The sequence below is a fragment of the Marinomonas sp. BSi20584 genome (assembly GCF_002792415.1).
Taxonomy (GTDB): domain Bacteria; phylum Pseudomonadota; class Gammaproteobacteria; order Pseudomonadales; family Marinomonadaceae; genus Marinomonas; species Marinomonas polaris.
In genome coordinates, this window is sequence record NZ_KZ454870.1 from 171,248 (window position 1) to 189,252 (window position 18,005).

At 41.8% G+C, this 18,005-nt stretch carries 16 protein-coding genes; all 16 read left to right on the forward strand.

The window, feature by feature from the left end:
• The first annotated feature begins 75 nt into the window (after nucleotides 1-75).
• The 16 genes from tsf to accA all read left to right on the forward strand — a co-directional run bounded on the left by tsf (nucleotide 76) and on the right by accA (nucleotide 17,942).
• Nucleotides 76-936: a translation elongation factor Ts gene (gene tsf / locus TY87_RS03605; RefSeq protein WP_072839634.1), complete on the forward strand. Its 861-nt coding sequence runs from the start codon at nucleotides 76-78 to the stop codon at nucleotides 934-936.
• A 130-nt stretch (nucleotides 937-1,066) separates the two neighbouring features.
• On the forward strand, nucleotides 1,067-1,789 hold the full coding sequence (gene pyrH, locus TY87_RS03610; RefSeq protein WP_072839635.1) for a UMP kinase: 723 nt from the start codon (nucleotides 1,067-1,069) through the stop codon (nucleotides 1,787-1,789).
• Between the two features lie 7 nt (nucleotides 1,790-1,796).
• On the forward strand, nucleotides 1,797-2,354 hold the full coding sequence (gene frr, locus TY87_RS03615; protein WP_072839636.1) for a ribosome recycling factor: 558 nt from the start codon (nucleotides 1,797-1,799) through the stop codon (nucleotides 2,352-2,354).
• A gap of 49 nt (nucleotides 2,355-2,403) precedes the next feature.
• Nucleotides 2,404-3,135 carry a polyprenyl diphosphate synthase gene (gene uppS / locus TY87_RS03620; RefSeq protein WP_072839637.1) on the forward strand — a complete coding sequence of 244 codons (732 nt, stop codon included), beginning with the start codon at nucleotides 2,404-2,406 and terminating at the stop codon, nucleotides 3,133-3,135.
• A gap of 2 nt (nucleotides 3,136-3,137) precedes the next feature.
• A complete protein-coding gene (locus tag TY87_RS03625; RefSeq protein WP_072839638.1) occupies nucleotides 3,138-3,941 on the forward strand; it encodes a phosphatidate cytidylyltransferase in 804 nt (267 codons plus the stop codon).
• Nucleotides 3,941-5,116 (forward strand): 1-deoxy-D-xylulose-5-phosphate reductoisomerase, encoded by a 1,176-nt coding sequence (gene ispC, locus TY87_RS03630; protein ID WP_198432027.1) that lies wholly within the window; start codon nucleotides 3,941-3,943, stop codon nucleotides 5,114-5,116. Before TY87_RS03625 ends, ispC begins: the two co-directional genes overlap by 1 nt.
• Entirely contained in the window at nucleotides 5,113-6,459 is a 1,347-nt protein-coding gene (gene rseP / locus TY87_RS03635) for an RIP metalloprotease RseP (protein WP_100186009.1), read from the forward strand. The genes ispC and rseP overlap by 4 nt, the downstream gene beginning before the upstream one ends.
• The gene (gene bamA, locus TY87_RS03640) at nucleotides 6,440-8,785 is read left to right on the forward strand and encodes an outer membrane protein assembly factor BamA (protein WP_100186010.1); all 2,346 of its coding nucleotides are present in this window, start codon (nucleotides 6,440-6,442) and stop codon (nucleotides 8,783-8,785) included. The genes rseP and bamA overlap by 20 nt, the downstream gene beginning before the upstream one ends.
• Nucleotides 8,786-8,816: 31 nt before the next feature.
• Nucleotides 8,817-9,311 (forward strand): OmpH/Skp family outer membrane protein, encoded by a 495-nt coding sequence (locus tag TY87_RS03645; RefSeq protein ID WP_072839641.1) that lies wholly within the window; start codon nucleotides 8,817-8,819, stop codon nucleotides 9,309-9,311.
• Between the two features lie 3 nt (nucleotides 9,312-9,314).
• Nucleotides 9,315-10,346 (forward strand): UDP-3-O-(3-hydroxymyristoyl)glucosamine N-acyltransferase, encoded by a 1,032-nt coding sequence (gene lpxD / locus TY87_RS03650; protein WP_100186011.1) that lies wholly within the window; start codon nucleotides 9,315-9,317, stop codon nucleotides 10,344-10,346.
• A 6-nt stretch (nucleotides 10,347-10,352) separates the two neighbouring features.
• A complete protein-coding gene (gene fabZ, locus TY87_RS03655) occupies nucleotides 10,353-10,790 on the forward strand; it encodes a 3-hydroxyacyl-ACP dehydratase FabZ (RefSeq protein ID WP_072839643.1) in 438 nt (145 codons plus the stop codon).
• A complete protein-coding gene (gene lpxA / locus TY87_RS03660; protein WP_084122336.1) occupies nucleotides 10,790-11,566 on the forward strand; it encodes an acyl-ACP--UDP-N-acetylglucosamine O-acyltransferase in 777 nt (258 codons plus the stop codon). The genes fabZ and lpxA overlap by 1 nt, the downstream gene beginning before the upstream one ends.
• 64 nt (nucleotides 11,567-11,630) lie before the next feature.
• Nucleotides 11,631-12,788 (forward strand): lipid-A-disaccharide synthase, encoded by a 1,158-nt coding sequence (lpxB, locus tag TY87_RS03665; protein ID WP_072839645.1) that lies wholly within the window; start codon nucleotides 11,631-11,633, stop codon nucleotides 12,786-12,788.
• Complete coding sequence (gene rnhB / locus TY87_RS03670) at nucleotides 12,788-13,387, forward strand: ribonuclease HII (protein WP_072839646.1); 600 nt, start codon at nucleotides 12,788-12,790, stop codon at nucleotides 13,385-13,387. The genes lpxB and rnhB overlap by 1 nt, the downstream gene beginning before the upstream one ends.
• A gap of 4 nt (nucleotides 13,388-13,391) precedes the next feature.
• A complete protein-coding gene (gene dnaE / locus TY87_RS03675; RefSeq protein ID WP_072839647.1) occupies nucleotides 13,392-16,868 on the forward strand; it encodes a DNA polymerase III subunit alpha in 3,477 nt (1,158 codons plus the stop codon).
• Between the two features lie 126 nt (nucleotides 16,869-16,994).
• Nucleotides 16,995-17,942 (forward strand): acetyl-CoA carboxylase carboxyl transferase subunit alpha, encoded by a 948-nt coding sequence (gene accA, locus TY87_RS03680; protein ID WP_100186012.1) that lies wholly within the window; start codon nucleotides 16,995-16,997, stop codon nucleotides 17,940-17,942.
• The last annotated feature ends 63 nt before the right edge of the window (nucleotides 17,943-18,005 follow it).

Below are 18,005 nucleotides of genomic sequence, written 5' to 3' on the forward strand. Positions count from 1 at the left end.
TAGTTTGTTCTGGTTTCTAAAGGGAGGTGTCTTACCTCCTTTTTTAAATTTGAATTGGTATAAAGAGGATTTAACATGGCCGCAGTATCTGCAGCATTGGTAAAAGAGCTACGTGAACGTACTGGCCTAGGCATGATGGAGTGTAAAAAAGCACTTGTCGCTGCTAACGCTGACATCGAAGTGGCTATCGAAGAACTACGTAAATCAAGTGGCATGAAGGCAGCTAAAAAAGCGGGCCGTACTGCAGCGGAAGGTACGATGGTTATGCGTGTAGCAGACGATTCTTCTTACGCTATTTTAGTTGAGGTTAACTCTGAAACTGACTTCGCTTCTCGTGATGAAGGTTTTATTGCTTTCGCTAACAAGGTAGCTGACGTTGTTTTCACAACGAAAGAAACTGACATCGAAGTATTGCTTGCTGGCGAAATTGGCCAAGCACGCGAAGCATTAGTTCAGAAAATCGGTGAAAACATCTCTCCTCGTCGCGCTGTTATCATTGAAGGCGGCTTAGTAGGTGGTTACCTTCACGGTAATGGTCAGATCGCTGTATTGACTCAATTGGAAGGCGGTTCTGCTGAACTTGCTAAAGATGTTTCTATGCACGTTGCCGCTGTATCTCCTCGCGTTGTTCGCGGTGAAGATATGCCTGCTGAAGTTCTTGCAAAAGAAGAAGAAATTATTCGTGCACAGCCAGACATGGCTGGTAAACCAGCAGAAATCGTTGATAAAATGATTGTTGGTCGTATGAAGAAGTTCTTGGCTGAAAACAGCTTGACTGAGCAGCCTTTTGTTAAGAATCCAGAAATTAAAGTTGGTCAGTTAGTTAAAGATGCTGGTGCAACTGTAACTTCTTTCATTCGCCTTGAAGTGGGTGAAGGTATTGAAGTTGCTGAAGTGGACTTCGCAGCAGAAGTAGCAGCACAACTTAGAGGTTAATCTTTAGTTGTAATGTCTTGCAAAAAAAAGGGGCAGCTTGACTGCCCCTTTTTATGAGAGATGAATGCGATGAGTGTCGGTTATATTGACCTCAGTTATTCAAGAAATGAAATCATTGCTGGAGGTTGATATGCCAAAAGAAAAGAGTCCAAAATACAAAAGAATTTTGCTTAAGCTGAGCGGCGAAGCCTTGATGGGTGATGAGTCCTTTGGTATCGATCCTAAAGTGTTGAATCGTATTGCTCTAGAAATCGGGCAGTTACGTGGTATTGGTGTTGAAGTTGGTATCGTTATTGGTGGTGGTAACTTGTTTCGCGGCCAGGCATTAAGTCAGGCTGGGATGGATCGTGTTACTGGTGACCATATGGGGATGCTAGCAACGGTAATGAATGCGTTGGCAATGCGAGACGCTTTAGAGCGTGCAAATATTGCTACTCGTGTGATGTCGGCTATCACTATGACAGGTATTGTAGAGCCTTATGATAGACGTCGTGCCATGCGCTTAATGAAAGAAGGTGATGTGCTCATTTTCTCTGCAGGTACAGGTAATCCTTTCTTTACGACTGACTCTGCTGCTTGTTTACGCGGTATTGAGATTGATGCAGATGTCGTATTGAAAGCAACTAAAGTAGACGGTGTTTACTCCGCAGATCCAATGAAAGATCCTGCGGCAGTGAAATATGATACATTGGGCTACGATGAAGTTCTTGAAAAACAATTAGGTGTCATGGACTTAACAGCAATATGCTTGACCCGTGATCACGGTATGCCAATACGTGTATTTAATATGAATAAGCCAGGAGCCTTGGTAAATATCATGGTTGGTGGCAGTGAAGGTACACTGATTAAGTGAGGAAGTTATGATTAACGAAATTCTTAAAGACGCAGAAGACCGCATGGGCAAAGCAGTTGCTTCTGTTGAGTCTGCGTTTAAAAAAATCCGTACAGGTCGTGCGCACCCTAGTATTTTAGATTCAGTTAAAGTGAACTATTACGGATCTGAAACACCGTTAAGTCAAGTGGCTAACATTACGGTTGAAGATGCGCGTACTTTGGGGGTTTCTCCTTGGGAAAATAACTTGGTTCCTGAAATTGAAAAAGCCATTATGAAATCTGATCTTGGCTTGAACCCTGCTACAAACGGTAATTTGATCCGAATTCCTATGCCTGCTTTGACAGAGGAAACTCGTAAGAACTACTTTAAGCAAGCAAAGAATGAAGCTGAAAATGGCCGTATTGCTATACGTAATATTCGTCGTGATGCAAACGGTAGTCTTAAAGACCTAGTGAAAGAAAAAGAAATTTCTGAAGACGATGATCGTCGTGGACAGGATCAAGTTCAAAAAGTTACGGACAAGTATGTCGCCCAGATAGAAGAGCGTCTTGCTGCAAAAGAAAAAGACTTGATGGAAATTTAATGAGAAAGGCGAGCCTTGGCTCGCTTTTTTTATTGACTAGGGTACTGCTATGTCTGAATTGGATGGCGCTGATTTTGATTCAGCCGTCAGTCCAGCTCATATTGCTATCATAATGGATGGTAATAATCGCTGGGCAAAGAAAAAACACCTTCCGAGTATTGCTGGCCATACAGCTGGTGCGGCTGCTGTGCGTCGTGTGGTTGAAGCTGCAGCTAAGTCCGGTGTTGAGGTGTTGACGCTGTTTGCTTTCTCTAGTGAAAATTGGAAGCGTCCGAAGCTAGAAGTTGATGGGCTTATGACGTTGTTTATGCGGTCTTTGAAAAAAGAACTTAAACGATTAAATGAGCATAAGATCAGACTTAGGGTGGTAGGAGATCTTTCAGGTTTCAGCGGTGGTTTGCAAAAGCAAATTAAGAATGTTGAAGACGCAACGAAAGATAATGATCAGATGACCTTAGTTATTGCTGCGAATTATGGCGGTCGTTGGGATATTGCTCAAGCTGCAAAAGCTGTAGCTAAGCGCGTTGCATTAGGTGAGCTTTCTACAGAGGATATTGATGAGGTGATATTAGGAGAGCATATGCAATTAGCTGATTTGCCTCCACCTGATCTTTTGATTCGAACCTCAGGAGAAGAGCGTATTAGTAACTTTTTGCTTTGGCAAACAGCCTATTCTGAGTTTGTCTTTCTTCCGGTGTTATGGCCGGACTTTGATCAACAGCATTTTGATGAGGCTGTTCAAACTTATCAAAAGCGTCAACGTCGTTACGGTGGTCGATAACTATGTTACTTCCTCGAGTTCTCAGTGCCATTGTTATGGCTGTATTGTTTGTTTGTGCCGTGTTTGTATTAGAAGCTTCTAACTTTATTTTTGCCATGGCTGCTGTTGTTTGTTTAGCAGGCTGGGAGTGGGCGCGTTTATCTGGTGTAAGCAATCAAGTTGGCCGTATTTTATACGCTGCTTTTATCGGTGCAGTTTGCTTTGTTGTATTGAATTATAATTTGCAGAAAACATCACTTTATTTGAGTCCTCTGTTATGGGGCTTAGCTTTGTATTGGGTAATGCGTTACCCAACACAACTAATTTGGAAGCACGTTTTTAGTCGTTTGTTGTTTGGCGTTTTTGTGTTGGTTACGACTTTGTCGGCCTTGGTGGTATTAAAACAGTCAGACAATTTTGTTGTATGGGTGTTGCTTCTTATGGGGTTGATCTGGGGCGCTGATTCAGGTGCTTATTTTGCTGGTCGAGCCTTTGGTAAAAGAAAACTTGCACGTTTTGTTAGTCCTGGTAAGTCATGGGAAGGCGTTATTGGTGGTTTGCTGTTAACTCAAGTGGGTGTGATTATTTTTGCTTTCTTAAGTGATTTCACTCTTTTTAATTGGTGTGTGTTAGCTGTTATCGCGTTAATAACATCGTCTGTGTCTGTATTAGGTGATTTGACGGAAAGTTTATTTAAGCGCCATGAAGAATTGAAGGACTCTAGCCATCTTATTCCTGGTCATGGTGGTGTTATGGATCGTGTTGATAGTTTGACAGCTGCTGCTCCTATTTATGTTTTATTGCTAAGTTTAGCTGGATGGCTTTGATGCAAGGTATTTGCTTGTTAGGTGCGACTGGTTCTATTGGTCAAAGCACGCTAGATATTATTGCTCAGCACCCTGATAAATTTGCTTTGATTAATGCATCGGCGAATGAAAGTGTGGATAAAATGGCCGATATATGTCGTCGTTTTAAGCCTCAGCGTGTAGTGATGGGGTCGCAAAAGGCTCGCGATGAATTGGCTCAGCAGTGTCATGGTTTAGCTATTTCCTTTGAGTGGGGTGAAGAGGCTTTAGATAGTATTGCTTCTGACTCTTCAGTTGACCAGGTTATGGCTGCCATTATGGGATTTGCTGGACTTAAGCCTACTTTGGCCGGTATACGTGCTGGTAAGCGAACATTGTTAGCAAATAAAGAGTCCTTGGTTACTGCTGGTAAGCTTTTTATGGACGAAGTAGCTCGTCATGATGTCATGCTTCTTCCAATAGATAGTGAGCATAATGCTATTTATCAGAGCTTGCCTCAAACAGTTCGTGGCGCGCATAAGCAAGATGTATCTAAGGTGATTTTGACAGCTTCCGGTGGGCCTTTTAGAACTTGGCCCCTAGATCAAATGGCTTCAGTGACTCCTGAGCAGGCGTGTAAGCATCCAAACTGGTCTATGGGGCAAAAGATATCCATTGATTCTGCTTCTTTGATGAACAAGGGCTTAGAGTTGATTGAGGCTTGTTGGTTGTTTGATATTACGCCGAACCAAGTAGATGTTGTTGTGCATCCAGAAAGCATTGTTCATTCTATGGTATCGTACCTTGATGGGTCTGTTATTGCGCAGATGAGTAATCCAGATATGAAAATTCCAATAGCTTATGGTATGAGCTGGCCCAGCCGAGTTGAGACAAATGTCCCTCCTTTGAATTTGATTGATATTGCTCGTTTGAACTTCGAATCACCTGATTTAATTCGTTTTCCAAATTTGAAATTAGCTGCTGACGCTTGGTTTATGGGCGGTACAGCGATGGCAACCTTGAATGCAGCAAATGAAATTGCGGTCGCGGCTTTTTTGAATTGCCAGATTGGTTTTCTTGACATTGCTCGTGTAAACGAAAAGGTATTGATGGCTGCAGATATTGTTGTTGTGAATGATCTTGATGATGTTTTTGAGGCAGATCGATACTCTCGTCATTTGGCTCTCGATATGATTTCTCGCGGTAGCTTTTCATGATTTTAAATATTCTTTCTATTGTTGTAGCTTTAGGTCTATTAATCACCTTTCATGAGTTTGGGCATTTTTTTGTCGCTCGCCGTTGTGGTGTCAAAGTGCTGCGCTTTTCAGTTGGTTTTGGAAAGCCGATTTATCGTTATGTCGGCAAAACAGGAACAGAGTTTACATTAGCTATGATTCCTCTTGGTGGCTACGTTCGAATGCTTGATGAGCGTGAGGGAAATGTTTCTGCAGAATTGAGAAACCAAGCTTTTAATGCAAAAAATGTTTGGCAGAGAATCGCTATTGTGGCGGCTGGACCTGCTGCTAATTTTATTTTGGCCATCGTTATTTATGCAGTTGTCGCTTTATTAGGTGTGCAATCTATTGCGCCAAAAGTCGGTAAAGTTGATCAAAATACCCCGATTGCTCAAACTCAGATTCAAGCCGGAGATGAGCTTATTTCCCTTGCTGGCGAATCTGTAACCTCATGGGAAGATGTAAATTTAGTGCTAGCGGGCTTGATTGGTAAAACAGGAACCATTATCGTTCGCTATCAACCTGATGGATTAAGTTCCTTGCAGGAAGATACTGTGCAGCTTAATCGGTGGTTAGTTGGTGATGAACCAAGTAATTTGATTCGAGCCTTTGGTTTGTCTCCATGGCAGCCTGAGGTGCTTCCTATTATTGCTCAAGTTGTTGATGATGGTGCTGCGTCTGCAGCGGGTTTTCAGTCTGGTGATAAGATTTTAGAAATAAATAATCAACCTATATCTAACTGGCAACAAGTTGTTGGGCTGGTTCAGGCGAATCCCAATAAGATGCTGTCGGTTGAGGTTCAGCGCTCACAAGATTTTTTGGAATTATTATTATTGCCTAAATCTACTGAGCAAAATGGCAAAACGATAGGGTATGCTGGGTTGGCAGTAGTTCCGCCAAAATGGGATGAGGGTCTTATTAGGGAGCGTTACTATGGTCCGCTTGAGGCGCTCTCTTATGGTGTTGCACAAACATCTAAGATGGTATCTTTGACCGTTTCTTCTATCGGGAAAATGTTACAAGGATTGATTTCGGTCGATAATCTATCTGGGCCGATAACGATTGCAAAAGTAGCGAGTGCGTCTGCAGATTCCGGTTTGCAATCTTTTTTGAAATTTATGGCTTACCTCAGTGTTAGTTTGGGTGTGCTTAATTTGTTGCCTATTCCAATGTTGGATGGTGGGCATTTGTTATTTTTTGGCATTGAAGCTATTCGTCGAAAGCCAGTTTCTGAGAAAATTCAGAGTATGGCGTATCGAGTTGGTGCTTCTCTTTTATTTGCTCTAATGGCTGTCGCCATTTTTAATGATATTGCCCGCTTGTAGAGAGGTATATGTGAAAGTCGTTTCAGCAGTATTTTTGGCTTTAATAAGCGTGCAAAGTTTTGCAAAAACCGTAGAGGATGTCCGGATTGATGGGTTAGTGCAAATGCCATCATCTAGGGCATTTGATGTGATAGGCTTTGATAAGAACGAGTCTTATAATTCTGATAAAGTCTATCAAGCTATTAATTCTCTTTTTAACACGGGTTACTTTAGTGACATTGATGTTTATGAAGAAAATAATATTTTGGTCTTTGAGGTTGCGGAGCGTCCTTCGATTGGTAATCTGACTATTGAAGGTAATGAACTAATTAAAACAGAAGATTTAGAGCGAGGCTTAAAATTATCTGGGTTAGAGATTGGTGAAATATACAAACCAGAGACGCTAAACCAAATAGTCCAAGAGCTTCAACGTCAGTATTATGCTTTGGGTCGCTATAGTGCCAAGGTGGATATTGTAGTAAAGGACATGCCTCGTAATCGTACTGGGATTGTCATTAAAATCGACGAAGGTGATACAGCCAAAATCGTTCACATCAATATCGTTGGTAACAAAGACTTTGATGAAGAGACGTTGACAAAAGATTTTGAATCCAAAGAGACTGGCTCTTGGAATCCTTTTAGCTCTGCCGACGAATATGCGAAAGGTAAAATAGAAGGTGATATCAATACGCTCAAAAGCTTCTATTTAGATAATGGCTATTTGGATTTTAATGTTGTCTCTAGTCAGGTGAGTTTGTCAGCTGATAAACGTGATGTTTATATTGTAATAAATGTCGAAGAGGGCAAGCCTTATAATATCAATAACGTTACTTTAAGTGGTAGTTTGCCTATTGCAGAAGATAGGGTGTGGAAGCAAATCTCTCAGAAAAAAGGAGATGTTTTCTCTCGTAGCGAAGTGACAAAAATCATCGAAGGTATTTCGACTGAGCTAGGTGATGACGGTTATTTGTTCACTAACGTGAACGTGATTCCTGAGAAGCTAGATGATCATACTGTTAACCTTAGTTATCAAATTGCGCCTGGTCCTAAGGTCTATGTTCGCCGAATTACTTTTAGCGGTAATAGCGAAACACAAGATGAAGTATTGCGCCGTGAGATGACTCAATTTGAAGGGGCTTTGGCAACTCACTCTAAAATTCAATCTTCTAAACGTCGTATTGAACGACTTGGTTTTTTTGGCAATGTTGATTTACGCACTCGACCTGTAGCGGGAACTTCAGATCAGGTTGATCTTGATGTTGTGGTTCAGGAGCAGGCTTCAGGTAGTATCCAAGCGAGTATCGGTTACTCGCAAGAAGATGGCACTGTACTAGGCTTCGGGATATCTAAGCGTAACTTTTTAGGCACAGGTAATAAGTTATCTTTTAATGCGTCACGAACAAACCAAACACAAGATTATTCCATTAGTTATGATAATCCGTATTTTACTGTAGATGGTGTTAGTCGAGGCTTCCAGATTTTCTATAAAACCAGTGATCATGCCGATGATGATGTGGAAGATTACGATTTAGATGAAATTGGTGCAGGTGTTAGTTATGGTTATCCAATTTCGGATACTCAGCGATTATCATTCGGTATGACAATAAAAGAAAGTACTGTGAAGTTAGGTTATGACCCATCTAATGAAACAAAAGACTACGTAAATAGTCAGGGTGATAATTATGATGACGTCATTGCAAGCTTAACGTGGAGTGATAGCGATTTAGTTGGTGGTGTACTGCCAACTGATGGTTATTCTACAAAAGCAACATTAGAGGTGGCTTTACCTGTTGGCGATCAGCAATACGTCAAACTTGGCTTGAACTCTCAACGATACTGGAATTTGAATGGCTCTGATTTATGGCTGTTTCGACTAAAAGGTCGTTTGGGCTATGGTATGGGATATGGTGACACTGAAAATTTGCCTTTCTTTGAAAACTATTTTGCGGGTGGCTCTTATTCAGTCCGAGGTTATGGTTCTTCATCCTTGGGGCCTAAAAACTCTTATGATGCTGGCTCAACGAATAGTAGTTCGGCATTAGGTGGTAATATTCTGATGACGGGTACGGCGGAGCTTATTTTTCCACTACCTATGGTAGAAGACCATAAGTCCGTCAGGACGGCTTTATTTTTGGATGGTGGTAACGTCTTTACTGACACTTGTCTTGCAGGTAATTCCGAGTGTAACGAAGGTATTGACCCCGCTGAGCTACGTTACAGTGTTGGTTTAAGTTGGACATGGATTACTCCAATTGCACCGTTGTCATTTAACTTTGCACGTCCTCTGAATTCAAGAAGTGGCGATAAAACAGATTTTTTCCAATTTCAATTGGGAACCACTTTTTAATTTAGAAAGTATTATTTAATAGGATTTGAAAATGAAAAAACTCATAATTGTAATTTTCACTCTATGCTTTATTAATAGCGTACAAGCAACTGAAGTCGCTGTTGTTGATTTTAGATCGGCACTTTTACAAAGTAATATAGGTCAAGAGGCTGCTAAGGAACCAAAGCAAAAAGTGGCTGAAATGGACGCTCGTTTGAAAAAAGAGCAGGAAAAACTTGAAGCATCAGCAAAAGATCTGAAGCGCGATGAATTGACGCTATCCGAAGATGAATTTAACAAGCGCCGTCAACAGTTAGCTGAGCATCAGAATCAAGTGCGAGCAATGGCTGCCAATATGCAGCAGCAGGCTAAAGCGTTAGAGCAACAATTAATACAATCTTTGACTCCTAAAGGTGAGGCTGCCCTGAAGTCTTTGATTGAAGAGCGTAAATTGGAATTGGTACTTAATAGACAGTTAAGTCTATATGCGAACGCAGATGCAGATATTACAGATGAACTAGTAAAACGTATTAATAAGGATAATTAATCTATGAGTTATACGCTAGGGCAATTAGCAGCCAAGGTTCAGGGTGTTGTAAAAGGTGATGCTGATCTAGTTATAGAGAAATTAGGATCGCTTGAAAAAGCGACCCAGAAAGAGTTGAGCTTTCTGGCTAATTCTAAGTATCAAAGTCTACTTGGATCGACATCTGCTGGTGCAGTTCTTGTAAAGACGGATGAGTTGGCTCAATTGGTAGATAATGCCATTGTTGTTTCAAATCCTTATTTAGCATTTGCTCAGATATCACATCTTTTTGTACCTGCAACACATTGCTGGTCAGGCATTCACCAAAGTGCTGTAGTGTCACCTAAAGCAACGATAGCAGAAAATGTCGTGGTGGGGCCTAATGCCGTTATTGATGATGATGTCTTGATTGCTGAGGGTTGTGTTATTGGCGCAGGGTGTGTGCTTAGCCGAGGTGTTAAGATAGGTAAAAGTTCTCGTCTATATTCTAATGTCACTCTTTATCATGATGTAGAGGTTGGTGAGGCGTGTATTATTCATAGCGGTACTGTGATTGGCGCGGATGGGTTTGGTTTTGCACCGAATGACGGTTTTTGGGAGAAAATTGATCAATTAGGCTCTGTAATTATTGGTAATAATGTTGAAATAGGTGCGAATTCAACAATTGATCGCGGGGCTATAGAGAATACGCAAATAGGTAATGGTGTTAAGATAGATAACCAAGTTCAAATTGCTCACAACGTCGTAATTGGCGATAATACAGCGATTGCCGGATGTGTCGGGATTGCTGGGAGTGTGAAAATAGGTGCTTCCTGCACTATATCCGGTGGAGCTGGACTTGCTGGTCATATCTCGATAGTTGATCACACTCATATTACAGGGATGACTATGATTACCAAATCTATTGATGAAGCCGGGTCATACTCTTCAGGTATGGGAATGGAGCCTACTGGTAAATGGCGTAGAACAGTGGCTCGAATTAGAAGAATTGATGAAATGGCAAAACAGATCTCATCACTGGGACAACAAATTAAAAAGCTTTCAGACAAAGGTTGATGTTTAATGATGGACGTAAATGAAATTCGTCAGTATTTACCTCATAGGTATCCGTTTTTACTAGTAGATCGTATTGTTGAGATAAATCTGAACGATTCCATTATTGCCTATAAGAATGTGACGATTAACGAGCCTTTTTTTAATGGCCACTTTCCTAATCATCCAGTAATGCCTGGTGTTTTGATTATTGAGGCTATGGCACAGGCTGCCGGTGTATTGGGTTTCAAGACAATGGGTAAGAAACCTGAAGATGGTTCTATCTATTATTTTGTCGGTGTTGATAATGCGCGCTTTAAGCGACCAGTTGTACCTGGCGATCGTTTGCAATTGGAAGCAAAAATTATTGCCGAAAAACGAGGCATTTGGAAGTTCGAATGTAGAGCTACAGTTGACGGTCAGTTAGCTTGCTCTGCAACTATTATGTGTGCAGACAGGAAAATATAGTGGCGATACATCCAACTACTTTGATCGATTCGAAAGCAGAGATTGACTCCAGTGTGGAGATTGGTCCTTTTTGTGTGATCGGACCGAATGTAAAAATTGGTGCTGGTAGTATTATTAAATCTCATGTTGTTATTAATGGTCATACGACAATTGGGTGTAATAATGAGATTTATCAGTTTGCTTCTGTTGGAGAAGCGAACCAAGACAAAAAGTATAAGGGTGAACCAACACAGCTTGTGATTGGTGACAGTAATGTTATTCGTGAAAATGCGACGATTCATCGTGGTACCATCCAAGATAATGGTATTACAACGGTAGGTAGTCATAACTTGTTTATGGCAAGTACGCATGTTGGTCATGATTGCATTGTGGGAGATCACAATATATTAGCGAACTTTGCCGCTCTTGCTGGGCATGTGGTGGTTGGTGATCATGTCATCCTTGGTGGGTATACAGGTATTCATCAGTTTTGTCAGGTTAACTCTTTTAGCATGTGTGGTATGGGGTCAATGGTTTCTAAAGATGTGCCTCGGTATGTCATGGTTTCTGGTAGTCCTGCTAAAGCGCATGGTATGAACTTTGAAGGTATGCGCCGTCGAGGTGTATCTGCAGAAGTCATTAGAGCATTGCGTACTGCATATAAGACGGTGTACCTAAAAGGTTTAACCCTAGAATCTGCGTTACTAGAGCTTGAGCACGGGGATATGTTTCATATTCCTGAAGTGGCAGAGTACATTTTGTCAATTCGGCATTCAAAACGTGGAATTGTCCGATAGGCACCATGTTTTAAAAGAAAACCCCGGACTATTTCGGGGTTTTTTATTATTAGAGGTTGTATAAATGCAAGTAACGTCTGCGACACGGTATGTGTTGGTAGCTGGTGAAGCTTCGGGTGATATTCTGGGCGCAAATTTGATCGCTCACCTAAAGATGTTACAACCCGAAGCAATTTTTGAAGGTATTGGTGGTCCACTAATGGAAGCGCAAGGTTTCAAGAGTGTTGTACCGATGGATCGATTGTCTGTCATGGGCTTGGTTGAAGTCTTAGGACGGCTCAGAGAGCTTTTGGGTATTCGTAAGCGCCTATACCAGTCTTGTTTAAACAATCCCCCTACTGCTTTTATTGGTATAGATTCACCTGATTTTAATATGCCGCTTGCGAGAAAATTAAAACAAGCAGGTATACCGACAGTTCATTATGTTAGTCCGTCAGTTTGGGCATGGCGTCAAAAACGGATTTTTAATATCAAAAAATCCATCGACCTTATGTTGGCACTTTTTCCGTTTGAATTACCTATTTATCATGAGCACGACATTCCGGTAGTTTGTGTTGGGCATACGTTAGCTGATGATATACCTTTTGAAAGTGATGTCACTATTGCCAGAGAGAAGCTTAATCTAGGGCCTATTAATGGTCCTGTTTTTGGTATTTTACCTGGGTCTCGTGAAGGTGAAGTTTCTCGTTTAGCGCCGCTTTTTATCGATACCATTAAATTGATTAAGCAAAAAGAACCTTCTGCTACTTTTTTGATTCCTGCATCGAATAAAGAGCGTCGAACTCAAATAGAAGCAATATTGCATGAAGCCAATGCCGAAGCTATTTTGATTGATGGGCAATCACGCACTGTGATGGCAGCATCAGATGCTATTCTACTTGCATCTGGTACGGCAGCATTGGAAGCTATGCTAGTGAAACGACCAATGGTTGTGTCCTACCGGGTCAATAAGCTTACTTTCGCTATTATGTCTAGAATGGTTAAAGTTCCTTATGTTTCTTTGCCTAATTTGTTGGCTAATGAAGCGTTAGTGCCTGAGCTTCTTCAGGATGATGCGACGCCAGATAATTTGGCGACACGATTGTTACAAACTTGGCGGTCTTTTATTACCGATAAAGCCATTCAAGCCAAGTATCTAGATTTGCATACCATGTTGCGCAAAAATGCTGGTGCGCAGGCGGCTCAAGCTATTGTTAGTATGCTTGAAGGAAAAGATAAATAATGGAACCTTTTGTTAGTCAGGTATATTTTGGAAATTTATTGGCCGGGACTGATGAGGCTGGAAGAGGGCCGTTAGCGGGAGAAGTTGTGGCTGCAGCAGTGATTTTAGATCCGTCACGACCCATTGCTGGCTTAGCTGATTCCAAAAAACTAAGTGAAAAAAAACGCGAAGCTTTATTTGTTGAAATACAAGAAAAAGCCTTGGCTTATGGCATTGCCAGCGCAACGATAGAGGAAATTGACGAGATAAATATTCTTCATGCCAGTATGCTGGCTATGTCTCGTGCGGTTGCTTTACTTTCCATAGTTCCAGAACATGTATTGGTTGACGGTAACCGTATTCCGCCTAATTTACCTTGTTCTGCAGAAGCTGTGGTTAAAGGCGATGCTCGGCAATCGGCTATTTCTGCCGCCTCTATTTTGGCTAAAGTCACACGTGATAGAGATATTGTTCAAGTGTCACAGATTTACCCAGAATACGGTTTTGAAAAACATAAAGGTTATCCTACTGCCCAGCATCTAGAAGCGATTCGTTTGCATGGTATCACGCCGATTCATAGACGCAGTTTTGGTCCAGTTAAGAAGATTTTAGAGGGATAATATTTTGTCCACGTCATTTATACATCTACGAGTCCATACCGAATTTTCTTTGGTGGATGGCTTGGTAAAAATCAAAGGCTTGCTCGGAACTACCGAGTTTATGTCTATGCCTGCCGTCGCTATTACGGACGAAAATAATCTATGTGGTTTTGTACGCTTTTACAAAGGCGCTATGGAAAAAGGTATTAAGCCTATTTGTGGTGCGGATGTTGTCGTTGCCGAAGACGATGATGTGGATTCTCGTTACCGCTTTACCTTATTGGCTACGTCGAATAAGGGCTATAAAAACATAATTGCCATCATTTCGAAGGGGTACCAGCTAGGCCAGGTAGAAGGTCGTCCAATCGTTCAACGAGAGTGGATAGAAACGCATAGTGAGGATGTCATTGCTTTATCTGGCGCAGGTTTTGGTGATATTGGTTACCTACTGCAAAAAGGTCGACACGAGCAGGCTAAAAACCGTTTAGCTCATTGGATGTCAGTATTCCCCAATCGCTTTTATGTCGAGTTGCAACGAACCAGCCGACCCGGAGAAGAAAGCTATATTCATGCCGTAGTACCTTTGGCTGGCGAGCTAGATTGTCCTGTTGTGGCAACCAATGATGTACGTTTTCTAAAGCGTGAGAACTTTGAAGCCCACGAGGCGCGAGTTTGTATTCATGATGGTGTGACTTTAGATGACCCGCGTCGCAAGCGTCGTTATTCCGAAGAGCAATATTTTAAAACGCCTGAAGAAATGGCGGAGCTTTTTCAAGATATACCTGAAGCTTTAGAAAATACCGTAGAGATTGCTAAGCGTTGTAGTGTTGATGTTCTGTTGGGTGAGTACTTTTTGCCTGACTATCCAGTGCCTGAAGGCATGACGATGGAGGAGTTCTTTAGCAAGCTATCATATGATGGTTTGATAGAGCGTTTTAACTTTCTCACCAAAAAATATGGCGAACGTATCGAAAAGCGCCGTCAGGAATATTGGGATCGTTTGGATTTTGAATTAACTATTATTAACCAGATGGGATTCCCTGGTTACTTCTTGATCGTAATGGACTTTATCCAGTGGGCAAAAGATAACGATATTCCAGTTGGCCCAGGTCGTGGTTCCGGTGCTGGTTCCTTGGTCGCTTATGCTCTTAAAATTACCGACCTTGATCCACTCGAATACGATTTGTTATTTGAGCGATTCTTGAACCCAGAGCGGGTATCCATGCCTGACTTTGATATTGATTTCTGTATGGATAACCGTGACCGAGTAATCGATTATGTGTCGCGTACCTATGGACGTGATGCTGTATCTCAGATTATCACTTTCGGTGCAATGGCAGCAAAAGCCGTGGTTCGAGATGTAGCTAGGGTGCAAGGTAAGCCTTATAGTCTGGGAGATAAGCTATCTAAGTTGATACCTTTTGAAATCGGTATGACGCTTAAAAAAGCCTTGGAAGAAGAACCAGCATTACCGGAATTTTTAGCGGGCGATGAAGACGCAGCTGAAGTCATGGAAATGGCGATATCTTTAGAGGGCGTGGTACGTAACTTTGGTAAGCACGCAGGTGGTGTAGTAATCGCACCGACTAAGCTAATTGATTTTGCCCCGCTTTATTGTGAAGAAGACGGTTCTGGTCTAGTTACCCAATACGATAAAAATGACGTTGAAGAAGCTGGTTTAGTAAAATTCGACTTCTTAGGCTTGAAAACGCTGACGGTTGTCGATTGGGCTGTTAAAAACATTGATACTATTAATGCGTTAGAGGGTAAGCCACCGCTCGATATCTCTTTGATCGATCTGGAAGACAGGTCCACGTATGACCTCCTAAAAAGAGCGGAAACTACCGCGGTATTCCAGCTGGAATCTCGCGGTATGAAAGAGTTGATTAAAAAGCTTTTGCCTTCGCGCTTTGAGGATATTATCGCTTTGGTGGCTTTATATCGTCCAGGGCCATTGGGTTCGGGCATGGTGGACGACTTTATCAACCGTAAGCACGGTCGTGCTGAGCTGGCTTTCCCTCATCCAGATTATCAACATCAAGATCTGATTCCTGTATTGGAACCGACTTACGGCATTATCTTGTATCAAGAGCAAGTAATGCAGATAGCTCAGGTATTGGCTAAGTTCTCTCTGGGTGGTGCTGACTTACTTCGTCGTGCGATGGGTAAGAAAAAAGCCGAGGTCATGGCTGAGCAGCGTTTGATCTTCATGGAAGGCGCACTTAAAAATAATGTCGATAGGGACTTGTCAGGTAACATCTTTGATTTGATGGAGAAATTCGCTGGTTATGGTTTTAACAAATCTCACTCGGCGGCGTATGCACTGGTTTCCTATCAAACAGCTTGGCTAAAAAATCATTATCCAGCACCTTTCATGGCAGCTGTATTGTCTGCTGATATGCAGAATACGGATAAGATCGTTATCTTCATTGAAGAGTGTCGTTCAATGAAGCTAGCGTTAGAGTTACCTAACGTCAATGAGTCAGTTTTCAAATTTACTGTTAATCCAAAAGGTGCCATCGTCTATGGGCTGGGAGCGATTAAAGGCGTGGGTGAAGGTCCGATTGAGGCCATTGTAGAAGCTCGCAAAGAAGGTCCTTTCGAGCATATTTTTGATTTCTGCCAACGAGTTGGTCGTAAAGTTAATAAGCGAGTAATGGAGGCTTTGGTTCGCTCTGGGGCGTTTGATACTATAGGCCCGAATCGAGCTACGTTATTTGCTTGTATTGATGAGGCACTGAAACGAGCCGTTCAAGATGCTAAAAACCAAGATGCTGGCATGATGGATTTATTTGGTATCGCGGTAGAAGAAAATACCGAGGATGCTTATAGGGAAATTGGGATTCAACATGAATGGCCACCACGTCAGCGTCTTGATGGCGAAAAAGATACGCTTGGTTTGTATGTGACAGGTCACCCAATAGATGAATATGAAAAAGAGATTCGTCGCTTTGTTCGTTCAAAAATTGTGGATTTACAACCAAAACGTGGTGATACGCAGGTCATGGCGGGTTTGATTGTTGACTTACGTATTACCAAGAGTAAAAAAGGTGGTAACATCGCCTTTGTAACACTAGATGACCGTTCCGCTCGAATAGAAGTGACTGTATTTCCTGATAACTACGATACCTTCAAAGACGTTATTGTCAAAGATGAGGTTGTAGTTGTGGAGGGTGAAATTACCGTTGACGAATTTCGTGGCGGACAAAAAGTTATAGCAAGAAATATTCTTGATATTGCTCAGGCTCGAGTTCGTTATGTAGAAGCATTGCGAATTACGTGGACGTCAGAGACAGTAACACCAACAGAAATACAGACATTGGCAAACTATATGGAATCATATCGAGGTGATGGCTGCGATGTGGTGATAGGTTTTGATACGCCGCAAGCATGTGGTGATATCCGTTTAGGATCGGGTTGGAAGGTTCGTCCGGATGACGAATTAATTCATCAACTTCAGAAACAATACGGTAAACAAAATGTTCAGTTAGTGTATACTTAGACTCATTTAAATAGTTTTTGCAATGGAGTGCAGCGTAGAAATACGCTTAATAGAGCTATAGAGCAAACGGCTAGCCGCCTTTTGTCCTTGTATTTGATGGCAACCAAACAGTAGTGTAATTAAACCATGAATTTAGATTATCTCCCATTTGAGCAGCCGATTGCTGAGCTCGAACAGAAAATTGAAGAGTTACGTTTAGTCGGTAACGATAATGAACTCAACATAGGCGATGAAATCAGTCGTCTCGAAGATAAAAAAATAGCGTTAACTAAGAGTTTATTTAGTAATTTAGGGGCATGGGAAGTTTCTCAGTTAGCGCGTCACCCAAAGCGCCCATATACTCTTGATTATATTAAACACGCTTTTACTGATTTTGAAGAAATGCATGGTGATCGTCATTATGCCGATGACCGTGCCATTGTCGGTGGTATTGCCCGTTTAGATGGTCGTCCAGTTATGGTTATTGGCCATCAAAAAGGCCGTGAAGTAAAAGAAAAAGTACTTCGTAACTTCGGTATGCCTCGCCCAGAAGGTTACCGTAAAGCGCTACGTCTTATGGAAACGGCTGAACGTTTCAATATGCCTATCGTGACATTAATTGACACACCTGGAGCCTATCCTGGTATTGGCGCGGAAGAGCGTGGCCAGAGTGAAGCAATTGCTTTTAACTTGGCAGTTATGTCTCGCCTTAAAACTCCGATTATTTCTACAGTAATCGGTGAAGGTGGTTCTGGTGGTGCTTTGGCAATAGGCGTTTGTGATGAGCTAATGATGCTGCAATACGGCACATACTCTGTTATTTCACCGGAAGGTTGTGCATCTATTCTTTGGAAGAGTGCAGACCGTGCTTCTGATGCGGCGAAAGCAATGGGTATTACGGCTCAGCGTCTACAAGAGTTGGGTTTTGTTGATAACATTATTCAAGAGCCTCTTGGTGGTGCGCATATTTCCCATGAAGAAATTGCACAGAGTTTAAAGAAAAATATTCTTGCAGCATTGGATCGTATGGAAGCCTTGACTACAGAAGAGCTATTGGCTCGTCGTTACAACCGTTTAATGTCTTACGGTCTATAAGTTTTTGTTTTCTTAAAAAGCCTCCTATATTGGGGGCTTTTTTGTTTCTTACGTTTAAGGCAC

Bases quoted from the DNA above. Each gene is read 5' to 3' on its own strand.
- lpxB (WP_072839645.1), top strand. From the start codon at position 11,631: ATGCAAGTAACGTCTGCGACACGGTATGTGTTGGTAGCTGGTGAAGCT.
- TY87_RS03625 (WP_072839638.1), top strand. From the start codon at position 3,138: ATGTTACTTCCTCGAGTTCTCAGTGCCATTGTTATGGCTGTATTGTTT.
- tsf (WP_072839634.1), top strand. From the start codon at position 76: ATGGCCGCAGTATCTGCAGCATTGGTAAAAGAGCTACGTGAACGTACT.
- pyrH (WP_072839635.1), top strand. From the start codon at position 1,067: ATGCCAAAAGAAAAGAGTCCAAAATACAAAAGAATTTTGCTTAAGCTG.
- rnhB (WP_072839646.1), top strand. From the start codon at position 12,788: ATGGAACCTTTTGTTAGTCAGGTATATTTTGGAAATTTATTGGCCGGG.
- lpxD (WP_100186011.1), top strand. From the start codon at position 9,315: ATGAGTTATACGCTAGGGCAATTAGCAGCCAAGGTTCAGGGTGTTGTA.
- TY87_RS03645 (WP_072839641.1), top strand. From the start codon at position 8,817: ATGAAAAAACTCATAATTGTAATTTTCACTCTATGCTTTATTAATAGC.
- bamA (WP_100186010.1), top strand. From the start codon at position 6,440: ATGATATTGCCCGCTTGTAGAGAGGTATATGTGAAAGTCGTTTCAGCA.
- ispC (WP_198432027.1), top strand. From the start codon at position 3,941: ATGCAAGGTATTTGCTTGTTAGGTGCGACTGGTTCTATTGGTCAAAGC.
- uppS (WP_072839637.1), top strand. From the start codon at position 2,404: ATGTCTGAATTGGATGGCGCTGATTTTGATTCAGCCGTCAGTCCAGCT.
- accA (WP_100186012.1), top strand. From the start codon at position 16,995: ATGAATTTAGATTATCTCCCATTTGAGCAGCCGATTGCTGAGCTCGAA.
- rseP (WP_100186009.1), top strand. From the start codon at position 5,113: ATGATTTTAAATATTCTTTCTATTGTTGTAGCTTTAGGTCTATTAATC.
- fabZ (WP_072839643.1), top strand. From the start codon at position 10,353: ATGATGGACGTAAATGAAATTCGTCAGTATTTACCTCATAGGTATCCG.
- frr (WP_072839636.1), top strand. From the start codon at position 1,797: ATGATTAACGAAATTCTTAAAGACGCAGAAGACCGCATGGGCAAAGCA.